We start from the raw sequence: 17,908 nt of genomic DNA, 5'->3' as shown, positions 1-17,908 counted from the left end.
AGTTTAACCAGTTCAGGATCAGGCTTGACTCGTTTGGCGCGCTTGGGTTTTGGCTCGGTCATTGGATTTCCTTGGGGTAGGCAGTCTCCTGCCAAATGACCGTTTACACAAAACTAATTACACCCTCTATTTGATAGAGGAATTTGTCGGCAACACGCGCTGCCTTGTCCTATCAAAAACGCCTCGGATTGCGGATCGAATAGACGAGATCACTGAAACCTGGGATAGCGCACGGTTTGGTAAAGCCCCGGAAAAATGAGGCAGCTGCAATGCGTCGTGGTGGGCCAAATGTGGAGTGACTTGCCCAAGGCTTATGAAGACTTGGGATCGAGCCGGGCTTAAGCCCGAAGGAGCGGTAGCCGTAGTAGCGTTAGCTCCACAGCCTAACAAGTCGCCTATCGAATCTCACACAAAAACTCCCCTCTGCAGTCGGCCAATAAAATCGAGCACCGCGTTCGTCTCCACACTCGTCCTCAACATCTCCACTGGGCGTTTTGAACCGAGCCCTCGAGCCGGCGAGCTCATCCGTTCCGTTGTAGCGGTGACGTCATCCTCGAACAGGGTTAAGGCGTTCTCGAAGACAGCAATCAATGCGATCAAGCGGTCGCTTTCAACGGTACTGAAGCGTCCTGTTTTTACCCTACGTGCATGTGATGCAGGGGATAAGCCGATGGCCTGAGAAATGTCCTTTCGCTCGACCGGCAGAATGTTCGCTATCCGATTGAGACAGTGGAAAGGAAGGCCTAGATGTATTAGGTCATGAAGGGTTATGCCACGCGAGCGGCAGTCCTAAGGTTGACCAAATGTTTCCAGGCGTTGGTGGGCCTGGACGGTACTCTTTGATCAATGACAGCATCTGTACCTCCATCAGAAAACCTGAAGCTTAGGCGGGCCCTGCTGGCCCGAAGCATCGACTGTAGGAAATTGCTCGATACGGCACCTGCTGCCAACCCGTGCTGAATTCGATGGGGTGGGTACCGTCATAAATTGTCTCAGCTTAAGCCGGCCCCATTCTTGAAAGCGTCTCTTTTTACCGGTACTTGTAGGGCACCAATCTCATGTACGGAAAGCAACCATGCACGCAAGATACAGAGTGATTGAGACCACCACACTGGACGATGGCAGCAAGCGATATAGGGTTGTCGACCTTGTAGAGGGAGGTTCAGCTAGCAAGCATGGCGTGTTCAAAGTCAGGGTGGAGGCAGACGCTGTCTGTTTGCTCCTGAATACCGAGCACCCACGTGCGAGTGGTGTAAGTCGTGCTTCCGCGAGTTCCTGACCCACTCATTTCGGAAACCGGGCGCTTGATGGTTATGCAGCATTGAATGCCTATAGCGCAGTCACGGATTCCCGCTCCGAAAGGACGCTTTGAAGCCGCTACATATTAACCCGCAGGCACTCACTCTCGGCTTCTTCCCGGGTCTGATAGGTTGTCTTCAGACGCAGCTTTCCCTCATTGTCATAGAGGTTGAAGCCTATTGGTGCGGTCTGGCAGTAAAAGCGCGATCCGTTACGCATTGATCCCGTTTCCGTTGGAATTGCAGGAACGACAACAAATCTCGAAATCATCTTCACGCCCTCTCCAAGCACCCTCTCACTATTAGCGCCTAACTGCCCCCCACAAATGTAAAGAAGCCAGCTCGCACTGAAGCCCAGCTTAGCGCTGGACTTTTGCCGTTTAGTGGCAGTGGTAGTCGTTCGTTTTATGGTTGCGATGGCAACCTTTTGAATCAGTACCGCCACTATGCGCGACGGCAGCAACGGACGTAATCGAAAGTAAAGCGGCGATCAAAAGGGCAGACAGTTTCATCAGGGCTTGCTCCATGCTTATGTTTCTATAACCGTGAGACCTCTCACGCTCCACAGCGTATGGCTAATTGCCTTCATCGGGCAAGCAACTTCGTTGCTGTCTCCCTGACATTCGATGAAAGGCTAAGCGCCTATTTCTTGAGCTGTCCCTGCCTCTAGTTTAGGATGGCGCTATATCCCCCTAGGGAGGATATGAAAACATCTATAAACGAGAAACTCGTCGCTCTCTTTCTTTGAGAAATGCTCGACAACAAGATGGGCATGCGCGTTTCCATTTGAGATTTCTCATGCTGAAAATCCTAGCCAACCGCACCTACCGTAATCTCTTTCTAGCCCAAGTGATTGCGCTCGTGGGGACTGGTCTTGCCACTGTCGCACTGGGCCTACTGGCGTTCGACCTTGCAGGCGCCCAAGCGGGAGCCGTCCTCGGTACGGCGTTGGCGATCAAAATGACGGCCTACATCGGTGTTGCGCCGATTGCAGCGGCTTTTGCAGAGCGTCTACCTCGTCGGGCAATGCTGGTCTCTCTGGATCTAGTACGAGCGCTGGTCGCGCTCGCACTGCCGTTCGTGACGGAAGTCTGGCAAATCTACGTGCTGATTTTCGTCCTTCAGTCCGCTTCGGCAGCGTTCACCCCGACGTTCCAGGCGACCATTCCAGACATATTGCCGGATGAAGACGACTACACCCGTGCCTTGTCGCTATCGCGTCTGGCATACGATCTTGAAAGTGTCGCCAGCCCGATGCTCGCCGCCGCGTTGCTGACCGTGATCAGCTTCCATAACCTGTTCGCCGGCACCGTCATCGGTTTCCTCGCCTCAGCGGCCCTGGTCTCCACGGTGCTGCTGCCGAAGGCGAAGCAGACACCGCGACGGAGCATCTACGAACGAACCACCCGAGGCATGCGTATATTCCTGGCCACACCCCGTCTGCGGGGGCTGCTGGCTCTTAACCTGACGGTGGCTGCCGCCAGTGCCATGGTCATCGTCAATACGGTGGTGCTGGTGCAGTCCCGCTTCGCTTTGCCTCAGAGTTCTACGGCATTGGCGTTGGCCGCGTTTGGTGGCGGCTCTATGATCGCGGCCTTGGTCTTGCCTCGCCTGTTGAAAAACATCAAAGACCGAACGGCCATGCTGTTTGGTGGAGGAATGTTGGTCGCAGGCTTGGCCGTTGGCATCAACCTGACCACCTACAATTTCCTGTTGCCTCTGTGGATGGTGCTCGGTGTGGGCTATTCCCTGGCCCAGACCCCAAGTGGCCGGCTGCTACGTCGATCAGCACACGCCGAAGATCGCCCGGCGCTGTTTGCCGCCCAATTTGCGCTATCCCATGCCTGCTGGTTGATTACCTACCCATTGGCGGGATGGCTGGGGGCCAACATCAGCCTCACGGCGTCGTTTGTTGGACTCGCCGTCGTGGCAGTTTGCGCATTAGCAGTCAGCATCGTGATCTGGCGTCCGGCCCATGACCAAGAGTCCATTAGGCACAGCCATGAGAACCTGCCGGGCAATCACACGCACCTCGACGGCCAAGACGGCGTGGATCACGAACACCCTTATGTGATCGACGACCAGCATCGCCGATGGCCAAATTGAAGGTCTCAAGTTCCTAAGATTTGATAAGGCGACTTCTGGCCTTCAGACCAGAAACCGTAGAGCTTGAAGAGCAGCAAGATGCCCCGGATAGAACCAGTAACCCCATTGCCCCACCGGCCAAACCTTGAAGGTGAAGGTCTGACGCAGAAGCCAGAGTGCGATCAGGGGAGCCGCGAACGCAGTGCTCAAGGCCAGCAATGAATAGATTTCCAAGTCCATAGCCCTGGTCACGATGCTACTGCGGGTGTTGCTCAACAAGCATAGAACCGCTGGCAGCAACCAAAGAACACCGGGGCGCTTGATCGCTAACAAGACAGCCGCTGGAACGAGTGCACCGTAAAAGCCATACATCAGTGAATCATCCAGCACGTAGGCAATTGCGGCGGCCATCAACGCCATAGCGATGCTCATCAGGTTGCGATGCTGCCATCCCCAAGCAATCACCAAGCCCAATGTCAGGGTAACCAAAACGTTAAATGATCCCGAAGTGCTGATGTAGCGATAAGGCACTTCTGAAATGGCGGCGAACAACAGCATCAAGGCGAGGTAGCGTCCGTTCGCGGCAGTCAGCAATTTGCCTGATTTGGAGCGCGCTACGTTGGCCGCAATGGCGACGCAGAACAGCGGAAAAGAGAGCCGTCCGGGAATGAACAGATTACTCATCTCCGGCCACACCAACCGTAAGTGATCGATAACCATGGTCAGCATCCCCAACCACTTGATCAGATCCAGGCTAGTGCTGCGGTTCTTGAGCGAGGATTGCTGGTTTGTATGAACAGTTGTCATGCCCAAGCGTGTGAACCGCCTTGTTGCAAGAGTTCAGCGAAGTTGGGCATGTCAGTCTTAAAGGTACTTGGTGATTTGTTTGAAGGCTTCCAGCGGTGCGCGCTCACCATTGTTCAGCGACGAGACGGTGTCCTCCAGACAGTGATCGATGTGATCCTGGATGAGCGTTCGTTTGGCCTGACACACCGCTTTCTCCACGGCATGTAGCTGCTGGGCAATGTCCACGCACTCACGACCGTCTTCAATCATGGTGATGATGCTGCGCAGATGACCGTCTGCCCGCTTAAGGCGCTTGATGATCGCTTCATGACTTTGGTGGGTGTGGGGATGGTTGTGTTCGTGCTCACTCATGACTTGAGCCTCAGGCCTCAATGAATTACGCTGGCATCCTATCCCCCTAGGGGGATATGGTCAAACGTATCGCGGCCACAACAAACGAGTTAGAACTCCGGACACTATGCTCAGCAGATCCCTGACAACGACAGTGGTACTCGCACTTGTTCTCGCCATGTTTATGGCCTGGGCTGGGCATACCTATACGTTGTCGGTAACGACGAAACCGCCTGCCTGGGAGATCGCGCAAGACGCCTATCACTCCCATGAGCAGCAGGCAGAGATGTCGAGTGCGAGCTACTCAGATCACTACCACTCGCCGCTTACCCCTGACCATCAGCACGAAACGCCACAGCTCACGTCCGCGTTGAGTTTGGCTGCACAGCCGAAGCTTTCCATACGATTCGATGCCCGCCGATACTCCGTTCCTAGTCCGCCGATTTTCTTGATCAAGCGTCCACCCCGCCCTTCGTTCGCATCCTGACCATGGCCGCACTGCGGCCTTTGATCCCTGCAACGAAGGACTGATCTATGCATTCGCACTCGATGAGCGGCGTTGACGCATTCACTGCGCCCTCGCACCGCCCGCTATTACTGTTGTTTTTACTTGTCGCGGCACTTTTCCTCGGGATGCCTGAGGCGATGGCTCACGCCGTCGCGGAAGGTGACAAGGGCTTTATTCAGGAAAGTTCCGGCGTCATGTTGCTCCCCTTCATCTACATGGGAGCCAAGCACATGATGACGGGCTACGACCACCTGCTGTTTCTGTTCGGGGTGATCTTCTTCCTCTACCGCCTGAAAGACGTGGGGCTCTACGTCACGCTATTCGCGGTAGGCCACTCGGTCACGCTGCTACTTGGCGTGCTGACCGAGATAAGCATCAGCTCCTACATCATCGACGCCATTATCGGTTTCTCAGTGGTGTACAAGGCGCTCGATAACCTGGGTGCATTTCAGCGCTGGTTCGGTTTCCAACCCAATACCAAAATGGCCACGCTAATCTTCGGCCTGCTCCACGGTTTTGGTCTGGCGACGAAGATTCAGGAGTACGAAATCTCTCCTGATGGCCTGATTCCGAACCTGATCGCCTTCAACGTTGGTGTCGAGATTGGCCAATTGCTGGCCCTTAGCGCGATTCTCATTTTGATGGGGTATTGGCGGCGCACCGGCAGTTTCTGGCGCCACGCCTATACCGCCAACGTCGCCATGATGAGTGCCGGCTTCCTCCTGATGGGTTACCAGATCACCGGCCTGTTTGTCTCCGCGTAAGGAATTCTGACCATGTTCAATACTCCGCTTCCAACTGTTAATGAATTGCCTAGCACTCGCAAACTGGTGCGTTCGACTGTCATTGCACTGCTGACTGCGGTCGGCCTGCTGGTGACAGTGGTCATGCCTTCGGAATATGCCATTGATCCTACGGGTGTGGGCCGCGCACTGGGTCTGACACAGATGGGTGAACTGAAAATCACCCTAGCACAGGAAGCCTTAGCGGATACCGCTCCGCCTCAAACCGCAGCAGTAACTCCGGCCCCAGTTCCAGTTCCAGCTCCAGCTCCAGCTCCAGCTCCAGCTCCAGCTCCAGCTCAGCAGCTTGCCAAAGTACAAGCTGCCGCTCAGCCACTCTCTCAATCCATGGCGCCTCCTGCCTCCGCCCTGAAGACGAATCAGATGACCGTCACTCTCAAACCCGGTGAAGGCAAGGAGATCAAGCTGGAAATGTTGAAGGACAAAACCGTGAGCTATGAATGGACGACCGCAGGGGGAACCGTGAACTACGAGACCCACGGTGAGCCCTACAACGCAAAAAAGGGTTATTTTCACAGCTACGGCAAAGGCAAACAGGTCAAAGGCGACAAGGGTGAATTCAGCGCAATTTTTGATGGCACCCATGGCTGGTTCTGGCGCAATCGCAGCAGCAACGACGTGACAATTTCACTGAAAACGACTGGTGATTACCTTAGCGTCAAACAGTAATCCCCAGAAGGCCGCTCTCCTCCCATAGGCGCGGAAGAGCGGCTTAACCGTAGACAAAACTTCATATTTATTTGGAAAAGTGCGCATGAAAACATCAGTAACCTTGTTTCGTTCCACGCTCTTGGTCTGCTTCCTGGGTCTGATGACTGCGTGCAGTGGCGGTGAGAAAGAAGCAGCATCCGAGAGTGCTGAACACGGTCATTCACACGAGTAATTCGCTGATAAAAGAGGCCGTAAATGCGGCCTCGCTTTTTTCAACTCGCCTGCTTTATCCGTCCTCAGTCCACAGCCCCAGCTGAGGTACGTTCTGAAACCATATAGAGCAAAGCGCAAGAATGGCTAAAAGCCCATGCTTACAGATGGCTGGGTGCAATTAGTCATATCGGAATCTAACCTCCTACTACAAGGCAGCGGATGGATATGAGCACCCTCTTGAGCTGGCTTTGCTTCCTGATTCGGCCAGCGCCTCTACGGTGGTGTAATCGGGCGCCATCGCTCCAGGACAGCAGGTTTGACAGTCGTCGGCCAGGTAAGCCAGTCAGTATTTCTTCGACACAACACTATGGGTATTCCTTCAAGAACCAGTGGCGGTCGTCGCACGCCCTTAGAAATACAAGCATGACTCGACGGGCGAGCTGCGGTTGCTTAGGCTGACGGCCTTTTGATACCTGAGGGAAGCACTTTGGATAGGGATACACTCGAACAGAATCAGATACCGATCTATTTCGTCGCGGTCATAGCCGCTGCAATCGGAGGATTGATGGTTCCTATAGCAGCGCAGGGCCTGAATGCGTTAGTGACCCCGACTATCGCCGTGCTGATGTACGCGATGTTCCTACAAATCCCCTTTCTTGACCTGCGCGAAGGCCTGAGCAACAAACGCTTCATGTCTGCCCTGCTTATCGCCAATTTCGTACTGGTACCGCTATTGGTTTGGGGGCTCACTAGAGGTCTCACGGATCACCCGGCGATCCTTGTTGGTGCTCTCCTGGTACTGCTGACACCCTGTATCGACTACGTGGTGGTTTTCACTCACATCGGTAAGGGCGACTCTCGCGGGATCCTCGCAGCAACTCCCATTTTGCTGTTGCTTCAGCTTGTGCTGCTGCCTGTGTATCTGGCCCTTATGTTGGGAGGGCAGTCCGAAGTCGTGATTTCGACTGGCCCGTTCGTTGAAGCGTTTCTCGTACTGATTGTCGCGCCTCTATTGTTGGCAGTGGTAACAGCAGCTCTGGCCAAGCGGTCGAAAATCGTCGGCGGTTGGAACGCTGCGTGGGCATGGCTGCCTGTCCCTGCAATGGCAGCGGTTCTGATCGCGGTGGTCGGTTCTCAAATCTCATCGGTAGTTCGCGACATCGACAAGCTTGCACCAGTCATCCCCGTGTACATCGGCTTCTTGCTGTTGGCTCCGCTGATGGGTGCTTTGGCTTCGAGAGCTTTCAAGCTACCGTCCTCGACTGCCAGAGCGGTCACTTTCAGCTCATCAACGCGTAACTCTTTGGTGGTTCTCCCGCTGGCTCTGGCACTGCCTGAAGACATTCGTGGCCTTGCTGCTGCGGCGGTGATCACCCAGACCTTGATCGAGTTGGTGGGTGAGCTGGTTTACATCCGAGCTATACCGGCGCTCGTTTGGCGCAAAAAATCGCAAATGGCACCGATGCCTTGATATAAGCGACCTTCATCATCCTGACGATTACATGTCGCCTTAGTGTGTCTGGTAAGGCGACAGAAATCATTCCAGCCAAACGACGAGATCGGGAGAACCCATCAACAACGACAAGCGCGGAGCTTTTGCATCTAGCGTGAATTAAGTCATGGGTTTGAGGGGAGACTTGAGCTGTGGATCGGGATAGCCATACCCATCAGTTTTTCCGACAGAAGCAGTACACAAAGTTTTGTGTTGTCCCAAATGGGGTGTGGTGTGCTTCCTTCTCATGGCTGATCAGCTCAAACGGGGCGCCGAATTCATCATGCAGTTCATCTGCGGTATACCGTTGCACAGGTAAGCCACTGCAATGAGTCGGCCCATCTTCCGAGAAGGTTGCCACAATCACGAAACCACCAGGTTTTACGCTTCTCAAAACAGTTTGGACGTAAGCCTGACGGTCGGCCTCATCTGTCAAAAAATGGAAAACGGCCCTGTCATGCCAGACGTCATAAGATAGCGGAGGAAGTGAAGCTTTCGTGATATCTCCGGGTATCCACCGCACCTCCTTGGCACGGCTGCCCAATCGCTGCTTTGTGGCCGCTAGAGCCGCCGCTGACAGATCAAGGACACTCAGATGGGTAAATCCTTGCGCAATCAAGTCATCTACCAGCGTGGAGGCCCCTCCTCCTACGTCGATGATTTCTGCCGATGAAGAAACTCCTGTCTGCTGGATCAGCCGCAGGGAGCTTTCAGCATGCTCTTGATACCAGCTAACACCATCGGTTGGCTTAGTGGAGTAGACCTTGTCCCAATGCTCTTTCGATTGCATAAAAGCGGCCTCTTTGGCAGTTCGATAACCATTTTACGATTGCACAATTCCAGAGTTCTTTACCCATAAGATCTTAGGGCCGAGCGCACCAGTAGCAAGCTGAGCCCATCAAAATATGATGCTTAGCAACCATCCAAGCAAGCCACACCCCAAGACGACTAACCACGGTGGAGCCTTCCAAAACATCAAGGCTACGAGGGCAATCAGTGCAAGGCCAAAGTCTTGGGGTTTGAATATGGCACTTGTCCAGACCGGGTTGTACAAGGCTGCCACAAGAAGCCCGACCACTCCCGCGTTGACTCCAGCAAGCGCTGCTTGAGTCCGAAAACTATGCCGCAACTGCTCCCAGAACGGCAACACGCCGACCACAAGCAGAAATGAAGGCGCAAAAATAGCGATGAGGCACACCGTAGCGCCAGTCCAACCAGAAGGCTGGACGTTCATCGACGCACCGAGAAATGCCGCGAATGTGGAGAGTGGGCCTGGTACTGCCTGTGCCAAGCCATAGCCGGCGAGGAAAGTGTCATTGGCTACCCAGCCATTCGGAACCGTTGCCGCCTGAAGCAAAGGCAGTACGACATGCCCGCCACCGAACACTAAAGACCCGGCTCGATAGAACGCGTTCACCATCGCAAGCATCGGTGAAGGCCAAACCTGCATCAGCAGTGGCAGGCCAACCAGTAGGCTGAAAAACAGCACCAGCGACATCACCCCCACTTTGCGGCTTACCGAAATTGGCATAGCTTCCGCAGCCAAGCCTTGAGCAGGTTTAAACAGAATTAAGCCGATAATGGCTGCGCATACGATCACTCCGATCTGCCCCAATGCGTTAGGCCAAAGAAGTGCAACGCAGGCAGAAAAGGCGGCAATGGTCACCCGAGGTACATCGGTGCAAAGATTGCGCGCCATCCCCCAGACTGCTTGAGCAACGACCGCGACAGCCACGATCTTAAGGCCATGCAGTACGCCGACCGGGAAGGCACTCCCCCAAGTAGACATACCCTGAGCGAACAGAACCAGGATTATTGCCGACGGTAATGTGAACCCCGCCCATGCAGCGACAGCTCCAGAAAATCCGGCACGTGACAGTCCTAACCCTATACCCACCTGGCTACTGGCAGGCCCAGGAAGGAACTGGCATAGGGCAACCAGGTCGACATAGCTGCGTTCGCTGAGCCATTGCCGCCGAGCAACGAACTCTTCGCGGAAGTATCCCAAATGCGCAATTGGGCCTCCAAAAGACGTTAGCCCCAAGCGCAGGAACACCAGAAACACTGACCATGCGGAATCAGTCATGACGACCTTGGCACTACTTTCTGCTGACAATGCTTATGCCCCCCAAAGTGACCATGTAGTTTGATCGCTAACTCCGACTCAGGCGCAACTGGACTATTCAATCAGCCGGCCTAGCGATTGGCCTTCCGCTCAGACAGATAAGCAAAGCGCCCTTGGCAAACTCCATGGGAGCACGGGCATCCATCATTGGTACTTCGTTGAGAAACAGCTCGCGGTAGTCGCTGCTATTGTTGCGCATTAGAGCACTTCTACCGCGTACGCCTGTCGTTCGACCAAGGTTCCGATAGGCGCCAACTGCAACCCCAACTCAGCGGAGACGGCGAGAAACTCCGCCTCACCCTCCGGCGTGACGGCGATCAATAAGCCGCCACTGGTCTGCGGGTCGCACAGCAGGTCACGCTGCGCGTCACTGATAGGCGCGATCTTATCTCCATAGCTGTCGAAATTCCTCAATGTGCCGCCCGGCACACAGCCCTCGGCGAGGTAGTGATCGACACCAGGCAGGCGCGGGACAGCTGCATATTCGAGTCGGGCGGTGAGCTGAGCGCCATCGGCCATTTCCACCAGATGCCCGAGCAGGCCGAAACCGGTCACATCAGTCATCGCCGTGACCCCAGCCAGCTTGCCGAAACGGCTGCCCGGCTTATTCAAAGTGCACATCCAGTCGCGGGCCAGTCCAACATCCTCCGCACGTAGTTTGGCCTTCTTTTCGGCGGTGGTAAAAATGCCGATACCCAGTGGTTTGGTCAGGTATAACGCATTGCCAACTCGGGCGGTGTCATTACGCTTCATGTGCTTTTTCTGCACGACGCCGGTCACCGCCAGGCCAAATATAGGCTCCGGTGTATCGATGGAATGACCACCTGCTAATGGAATGCCCGCAGCATCACAAACCGCACGTCCCCCTCGTATGACCTCGCGAGCCACCTCCAGAGGCAGCAGATTGATTGGCCAGCCAAGGATGGCAATGGCCATGACCGGGTCACCACCCATCGCGTAAATGTCGCTGATAGCGTTTGTGGCGGCGATCCGTCCGAAATCGAAGGGGTCATCGACGATAGGCATGAAAAAGTCGGTAGTCGAGACAACTCCGCGCTCATCGTCTAGGGCATACACGGCGGCATCATCACGCGAAGCGTTGCCGACCCAGAGATTGGGGTCTAGATTCTGCGCGCCGCTGCCGGCTAGGATCACTTCCAGCATCTTGGGGGAAATCTTGCAGCCACAACCGGCACCATGGCTGTATTGGGTCAAGCGGATCGATTCACTCATGGCAACGCTCTCGGAAACAGATGGCGGATTCTAGCAAAGGCAGCCTTTCCCAACCGGCACGATAGAGCGTGCCGGTAATTCTCTCACCCCAGTCTTATTTTTTAATGGAAACAATTGCGGCTTTGCCATCCTTTACCCTAAAGGAAAACGATACACGGTCTCCGACTATCAGCCCTGCCAGCTGTTTCTCCGTTACGGAAAAAGCCATTGTCATTGGCGGCCACTGTACGGCTGGAACAGCTCCGTGGGAGATGGTCACCGTATGCTTCGTAGTATCTATAGCCTTGATCGTTCCCTCGGCATTGGTAACTTGAGCCTGTTTTGTATCCTGCTTCATCTCCATGCCCGCCATACCGTCCATTTTCATGCCGGGCATGTCCTCCGCGTGGACAGAAAGTGAAAGCGCAAATACGGTGCTTGCAACTGCAATCATGGTCAGTTTCATACGACTTTTCCTTGAGGGTTGATGGGTTCAACTATGAGGTGCCGGCGACGCATCAGGCGATAGGCTGCCGGAATGACAAACAGGGAAAGCAAGGGGGCCGTGATCATGCCGCCGACCATGGGCGCGGCGATGCGGCTCATCACTTCGCTACCAGTACCGCTGCCCAACAAGATGGGTAAAAGGCCAGCAATGATCACGGCAACGGTCATGGCCTTGGGTCGAACGCGCTGCACAGCGCCTTCGCGAATGGCCGCAACCAGCCCACGTTCAGTGTTGTCGCCGAGGTCTTCACGTTCGGCCCAGGCGTTTTTCAGGTAGAGCAGCATGATCACGCCAAATTCGGCAGAAACACCGGCCAGTGCGATAAAGCCGACCCCGGTTGCGACCGATAGGTTGAACCCCAACAGATAGATGAACCATGCCCCGCCAGTCAGTGCGAATGGCAACGTGGCCATGATCAACAACGCCTCATCGAAGCGGGCAAACGTCAGGTAGAGCAACACGAAGATGATCAACAGCGTGGCAGGCACCACGAGTTTGAGTCGTGCGTTGGCCCTTTCGAGAAACTCGAATTGTCCTGAGTAGCTCAGACTCATACCTGGCTGCAACTTAACCTGTTCATTGACGACCCGACGTAGGTCGGCGACCACCGAGGCAATGTCCCGCCCCCGCACGTCGATGTATACCCAGCCAGAGGGCCGTGCGTTCTCGCTCTTGAGCATCGGCGGCCCGTCGCTGACCTTAACCTTCGCCACCGTGCCGAGGGTGATTTGGCTGCCTAACGGAGTGTAAATCGGTAATCGCTCCAGGCTGCCGACCGAGTCACGCCACTCACGTGGGTAACGCACGTTAATCGGAAAGCGTGCGAGACCTTCAATGGTCTCCCCGACGTTTTCACCGCCGATAGCACCAGCCACGATGGACTGCACATCAGCGATATTCAATCCATAGCGAGCGGCAGCCTTTCGGTCGATATCCACGTCAATGTAGCGGCCACCAGTCAGTCGCTCGGCTAGCGCCGAACTGACACCGGGCACGTCTTTGGCCACCCGCTCGACCGCTTGGGTGACAGCATCAATTTCCGTCAAATTGGTTCCGGCGACCTTCACTCCAATAGGGCTTTTGATACCCGTAGCCAACATATCGATACGGTTTCGAATCGGTGGTATCCAGATATTGGTTAGCCCAGGAACTCGTACCACTCGATCCAGTTCCTCCACCAATTTTTCCTGTGTCATGCCTGGGCGCCATTGCTCCTGCGGCTTGAATTGAATGGTGGTTTCGAACATCTCCAGCGGTGCCGGATCGGTAGCGGTTTCGGCACGCCCTGCTTTACCGAAAACGTGTTCGACTTCAGGCACCGTTTTAATTAGACGATCAGTCTGTTGCAGCAACTGCGCCGCTTTCTGCGCCGATAATCCCGGCAAAGCAGACGGCATATAGAGCAGATCGCCCTCGTCCAAAGGCGGGAGAAACTCACCACCCAGGCGCGACAATGGCCATAGCGCACTGACAAAAACCAATAGCGCCACCAGCAGCGTGATCTTTGGTCGACGCAAGACTGCGTCCAGGGCTGGCTGATAGATCCGAATCAACCACCGGTTCAACGGATTCTGATGTTCACTGGGAATTCGTCCTCGAATCCAGTAGCCCATCAGCACTGGCACCAAGGTCACTGACAATCCCGCCGCTGCCGCCATGGCGTAGGTCTTGGTGAAAGCCAACGGGCCGAACAACCGCCCCTCTTGCGCTTCCAGGGTGAACACCGGAATGAAAGACAGGGTGATGATCAACAAACAGAAGAATAGCGCAGGGCCTACCTCTGCCGCTGCTTCGGTCATCACGTGCCAATGACGCTCACCCTTCAGTTCCTCCCCAGGATTGGCCGCGTGCCAGGCCTCGATCTTCTTATGGGCGTTCTCGATCATCACCACGGCGGCATCGACCATGGCGCCGATGGCAATAGCAATCCCACCCAACGACATGATGTTTGCGTTTATCCCTTGGTAACGCATTACGGTGAAGGCAATCAACACACCAACCGGCAGGGAGATGATCGCCACCAGCGATGAGCGCAAGTGCCAGAGAAAGATCCCGCACACCAACGCGACGGCGATGAACTCTTCGATGAGCTTGTGGCTGAGGTTTTCTACGGCACGGTCGATCAGCTTGCTCCGGTCATAGGTGGTGACGATTTCCACCCCGACTGGCAAACTTTTTTTCAGCTCGTCGAGTTTGGTCTTGACCGCCGCAATGGTCTCGCGAGCATTCTTGCCACTGCGCAAAATTACCACGCCGCCGACGGTCTCACCTTCGCCGTCAAGTTCAGTAATGCCACGCCGCATTTCCGGCCCCAACTGGATCGTGGCGACATCGCCAAGACTCACCGGTACACCTCCAGCACCAAGCTTCAACGGGATAGCACGAAAGTCATTGAGCGTTTTTAGGTAGCCTGAGGCCCGCACAATGAACTCGGTCTCAGCCATCTCCAGCACGGCACCACCTGTTTCCTGATTGGCCTTGCCGATGGCCTCGGTTACCTCAGCTTGAGTGATACCGAGGCTGGCCAGTTTGAGCGGATCAAGCTGCACCTGGTACTGCTTGACCATACCCCCCACAGTGGCCACCTCCGCAACGTTCGGCAGGGTCTTGAGTTCGAACTTTAGAAACCAATCCTGAAGCGCACGAAGCTGTGCCAGATCGTGTCCGCCACTGCGATCCACCAGTGCGTACTGATAGATCCAACCCACGCCCGTCGCATCCGGCCCCAACGCGGGCTTGGCGCTGGCTGGCAACCGACTTTGTATCTGGCTCAGATACTCCAACACCCGTGAGCGGGCCCAGTACAGGTCAGTCCCGTCCTCGAACAGCACGTAGACGAAGCTGTCACCGAAGAAGGAATAACCACGGACGGTCTTTGCGCCTGGCACCGAGAGCATGGTGGTCGCCAACGGATAGGTCACTTGGTTTTCGACAATCTGCGGTGCCTGGCCTGCGTAAGGTGTACGGATGATCACCTGCACATCGGAGAGATCCGGCAGCGCATCGATGGGCGTGCTCTGCACCGACCAAATGCCCCAAGCCGTGACGAACAGTGTCGCCAGTAGTACCAGGAATCGGTTGGCCACCGACCAACGAATGAGGGCAGCAATCATGGCTGGCCCCCCGATTTATCCAGGCGCTCAACACGCAAGCCATCGTCAGTCTGGCTCACCGCGACCCGAACCTTGTCACCCGTTTTGAGGCCCTGCATCAGGGCCGGGTTGGCGAGTGGGAAAGTCATCGTCATGCCAGGCATGCCCAGCGTCTTGAAGGGGCCATGGGCGAGTGTGACTTCTTTATCGTTGATCTCAACGATCTGCCCATCCGCCTCATGAAAATTGGAAGTTGCTGCGCTGGTCAGTGACGCTTCCTCCGAGCTTGCAACGATTCCCTTGAGACTGGCCTCCGAGTCGAGCAGGAACTGGCCAGACGTAACCACCTTCTGGCCTTCTTCCAGACCTTTCACTATCGCCGTCTTGCCATCGCTTTCCTGCCCGAGGTGCACTTCCACTGGACGGTAGCGGCCCGCGTCTTCGGCGAGCATCACCAAGGCGCGTCGGCCAGTGCGGATGACGGCCTCGCTCGGCACCCACAACACACTTTGCCCGGTCGAGCGAGTCAGGCGTACCTGCGCCGTCAAACCCGGTCTGAGGCGTCCGTCGGGATTGGGGAGTTCCACCCGCACGCGAAGAGTGCGGCTGTCCGGGTTGGTCTCGGGCAAAATCGCGCTGACTTTGCCACTGAGCATTGTCCCTGGAAAGGCTGGTAGACGCACTTCGACCGCCTGCCCCACGGTGATCGATCCGGCATCCGATTCTGGAACGGCCACGGCAAGCCAGACACTGCTCAAGCCATTGACGCGTGCCAGAGTATCGCCAGTAGCCACAGTCATACCCGCACGTACATTCAATTCTTGCAGCACACCACCAATTGGGCTGGTGAGAGTCAGGTAGGGCTGAACCTTACCGCCACGCTCTGCCTGAGTAATCAGTGCTGCCGGCATCCCTGTGAGCTGCAGTCGCTGGCGGGCCGCAGCCAACAAATCAGCATCCCCGCTGCGCTTCAATGCAAGAAACTCTGTCTGGGCAGCCGCCCATTCCGGCACCAGGATATCCGCCAATGCCGCGTTGGCTTTGAGCACATCACCGGGAGCGTGGGCATATACCCGCTCCACAAAGCCCGTGGTGCGTGCCTGAATCACAGCGACATCACGTTCGTTGAATCCCAAGACACCCGTCACATCGAGGCTGGAGTCAAATATTCCACGGGTGACTGTTGCAAAACGCAGACCGAGATTCTGGGTCAGACTCGGATCGATACTGACGGTCGCACGATCCCCTGCGCCCCCGGCGTACTTAGGAACCAGTTGCATGTCCATGAAGGGGGACTTACCCGGCTTATCGAACTTTTGCTGCGGGTACATGGGGTCGTACCAATACAGTGCTTTGCTTTCGCCCGGTGAATTGAGGCTCTGCTCCTGTGTGGTATTTGGTAGTCCACTCATGCGCTGATGCGCCAACCAAAAACCACCGGCAACACCCAATGCCAGCGAGATGCCTACCAGCAATGCCCCGTTCCCTTTTTTAAGGATCATTGGTTGGACTCCCCATAAGCAAAATACAACCGCGCACTGGTCAGCGCTCGCTGCTCTTCCACGTCGATCTGTTTGAGGCGGGCCTCGATGAGTTCACGTCGGGCGGCAACAACGGCGTTTAAATCGCCTTTGCCCGAGCGATAACTGGCCATGCTGAGTTCGACCTTTTCCTTAGCCAGCGGCAACAGGCTTTCCTGGTTACGGCGTACCGCACGATTCAGGCGCTCATAGTCAGCCAGTTCGTTTTCCAGTTGCTGGGTATGCTCGCGTGACAGGGCTTCGCGCTCGGCCTCAAGCTGACTGAGTTCCGCCTGTTTGGCTGCGATTTTGGGGTTTTGGCGAGAGTCAGGAAACAGCGGCAGATCCCAGGAAAATTGCACGCTGACCATATCGCCGAACTCACGGCCACGGCGCTGGTAATCCAGTTCCCAGCTCCAGTCTGACTGCTTCTCCGACACGGCTTCACGAACCTTGGCTTGCGCTTCGCGGGTCATCGGCGCAAACGCCGCCAACTCGGGATGGTGTGGCAGTTTATGGGAGTAACTTGAGGTGTCGACGGGCCATTCAGGCAAGCTGCCCACAGGCTTGTCGTTGGCGGCGGAGCCAATCCAGCGTTTGAGGGCCGCTCGGGCCTGTGCTCTCTGGAGAATCAGATCGTCCTGTTGCTCCGCCAGTTGAGCTGCTTCCTGCTTGGGTGTCACCGCATCGGCGGGCTGAGCGCGGCCACCGGCAATTTGGGCTCGGACGGCATCGGTCAGCAGGCGGTTTTCTTTGTAGAAGTCTTGGAACAGTGCATCTTTGCGCTCAACCGAGTAGCTGCTGATCCAGGCCAATGCCGTGGACTGGCGTACCTTCAGACGTTCGACTCTACGCTCCGCAGCAGCGCGATCAACAGCAGCATCGGCGACCTCGATGCGCGCTTTGCGCTTGTCGCTATTGGGCATCTCCTGCCTGACCCCGACCATTTGCATGGTCATGAAGTCCTGGTCGATGCTCCAGCGATCCGGGCCGCCAATGGGGTAGTTCTGCACACCCACCAATAACTTGGGATCAGGTAATTCGCCGGCTGGAATAGCCGCGCTGCTGGCAGCCTGAATTTTGGCATCTTGTGCGTTTAGTGACGGCGAATTGTTTTCGGCTAGCCGCAACGCTTCATCGAATGTTAAGGCGGCAGCGAGGCTCGGCAATGCCAGCATGCTTGCCGTCAGGCCGGCCACGAGAGACCAACCTGTGCAATAGCACCTAGAGTTCATGTTTGCGATTCCTGTGATCATCCACTGCA

The 17,908-nt window shown here is 55.8% G+C and carries 15 protein-coding genes; 4 read left to right on the top strand and 11 right to left on the bottom strand.

Annotated features, from left to right (window positions below):
- Positions 1–405 precede the first annotated feature (405 nt).
- Together EQV97_RS17265 and EQV97_RS17260 are read right to left on the bottom strand one after the other, a co-directional pair.
- Complete coding sequence (locus EQV97_RS17265; RefSeq protein WP_240889346.1) at positions 406–753, bottom strand: antitoxin Xre/MbcA/ParS toxin-binding domain-containing protein; 348 nt, start codon at positions 751–753, stop codon at positions 406–408.
- Positions 754–1,678: 925 nt separating this feature from the next.
- Complete coding sequence (locus EQV97_RS17260; RefSeq protein ID WP_240889345.1) at positions 1,679–1,810, bottom strand: YHYH domain-containing protein; 132 nt, start codon at positions 1,808–1,810, stop codon at positions 1,679–1,681.
- 286 nt (positions 1,811–2,096) lie between these two features.
- On the opposite strand from EQV97_RS17260, the gene EQV97_RS17255 reads away from it, so the two are divergent.
- Positions 2,097–3,404 carry an MFS transporter gene (locus tag EQV97_RS17255; protein ID WP_240889339.1) on the top strand — a complete coding sequence of 436 codons (1,308 nt, stop codon included), beginning with the start codon at positions 2,097–2,099 and terminating at the stop codon, positions 3,402–3,404.
- A gap of 42 nt (positions 3,405–3,446) precedes the next feature.
- Here EQV97_RS17255 and EQV97_RS17250 read toward each other — a convergent pair whose 3' ends face one another.
- On the bottom strand, positions 3,447–4,190 hold the full coding sequence (locus EQV97_RS17250) for a TraX family protein (protein WP_240889344.1): 744 nt from the start codon (positions 4,188–4,190) through the stop codon (positions 3,447–3,449).
- Between the two features lie 57 nt (positions 4,191–4,247).
- Positions 4,248–4,541 carry a metal-sensing transcriptional repressor gene (locus EQV97_RS17245; RefSeq protein WP_240889338.1) on the bottom strand — a complete coding sequence of 98 codons (294 nt, stop codon included), beginning with the start codon at positions 4,539–4,541 and terminating at the stop codon, positions 4,248–4,250.
- Positions 4,542–5,054: 513 nt separating this feature from the next.
- On the opposite strand from EQV97_RS17245, the gene EQV97_RS17240 reads away from it, so the two are divergent.
- The 3 genes from EQV97_RS17240 (at position 5,055) to EQV97_RS17230 (ending at position 8,166) form a co-directional block, all read left to right on the top strand.
- On the top strand, positions 5,055–5,792 hold the full coding sequence (locus EQV97_RS17240) for a HupE/UreJ family protein (RefSeq protein WP_240889337.1): 738 nt from the start codon (positions 5,055–5,057) through the stop codon (positions 5,790–5,792).
- Positions 5,793–5,804: 12 nt separating this feature from the next.
- Positions 5,805–6,500 carry a transmembrane anchor protein gene (locus tag EQV97_RS17235; RefSeq protein WP_240889336.1) on the top strand — a complete coding sequence of 232 codons (696 nt, stop codon included), beginning with the start codon at positions 5,805–5,807 and terminating at the stop codon, positions 6,498–6,500.
- 682 nt (positions 6,501–7,182) lie between these two features.
- Positions 7,183–8,166, top strand: a complete 984-nt coding sequence (locus EQV97_RS17230; protein WP_240889335.1) for an arsenic resistance protein — start codon at positions 7,183–7,185, stop codon at positions 8,164–8,166.
- A 196-nt stretch (positions 8,167–8,362) separates the two neighbouring features.
- Here EQV97_RS17230 and EQV97_RS17225 read toward each other — a convergent pair whose 3' ends face one another.
- The 7 genes from EQV97_RS17225 to EQV97_RS17195 form a co-directional block, all read right to left on the bottom strand.
- Positions 8,363–8,977 (bottom strand): class I SAM-dependent methyltransferase, encoded by a 615-nt coding sequence (locus tag EQV97_RS17225; RefSeq protein WP_240889334.1) that lies wholly within the window; start codon positions 8,975–8,977, stop codon positions 8,363–8,365.
- 108 nt (positions 8,978–9,085) lie between these two features.
- Positions 9,086–10,273 carry a chromate efflux transporter gene (gene chrA / locus EQV97_RS17220; protein WP_240889333.1) on the bottom strand — a complete coding sequence of 396 codons (1,188 nt, stop codon included), beginning with the start codon at positions 10,271–10,273 and terminating at the stop codon, positions 9,086–9,088.
- A 237-nt stretch (positions 10,274–10,510) separates the two neighbouring features.
- Positions 10,511–11,545, bottom strand: coding sequence for a selenide, water dikinase SelD (gene selD / locus EQV97_RS17215; RefSeq protein ID WP_240889332.1), 1,035 nt, complete (start codon positions 11,543–11,545; stop codon positions 10,511–10,513).
- A 94-nt stretch (positions 11,546–11,639) separates the two neighbouring features.
- Positions 11,640–11,990, bottom strand: coding sequence for a copper-binding protein (locus EQV97_RS17210; RefSeq protein ID WP_240889331.1), 351 nt, complete (start codon positions 11,988–11,990; stop codon positions 11,640–11,642).
- Complete coding sequence (locus EQV97_RS17205) at positions 11,987–15,145, bottom strand: efflux RND transporter permease subunit (protein ID WP_240889330.1); 3,159 nt, start codon at positions 15,143–15,145, stop codon at positions 11,987–11,989. The genes EQV97_RS17210 and EQV97_RS17205 overlap by 4 nt, the downstream gene beginning before the upstream one ends.
- Positions 15,142–16,626 (bottom strand): efflux RND transporter periplasmic adaptor subunit, encoded by a 1,485-nt coding sequence (locus tag EQV97_RS17200; protein ID WP_240889329.1) that lies wholly within the window; start codon positions 16,624–16,626, stop codon positions 15,142–15,144. The genes EQV97_RS17205 and EQV97_RS17200 overlap by 4 nt, the downstream gene beginning before the upstream one ends.
- A complete protein-coding gene (locus EQV97_RS17195) occupies positions 16,623–17,879 on the bottom strand; it encodes a TolC family protein (RefSeq protein WP_240889328.1) in 1,257 nt (418 codons plus the stop codon). Before EQV97_RS17195 ends, EQV97_RS17200 begins: the two co-directional genes overlap by 4 nt.
- Between the last annotated feature and the right edge of the window lie 29 nt (positions 17,880–17,908).

The organism is Pseudomonas sp. TMW22090, assembly GCF_022496665.1.
GTDB classification, from domain to species: Bacteria; Pseudomonadota; Gammaproteobacteria; order Pseudomonadales; family Pseudomonadaceae; genus Aquipseudomonas; species Aquipseudomonas gregormendelii.
Note: the sequence above shows the minus strand (reverse complement) of the source record. Positions and strands in the feature narration are given on the sequence as shown.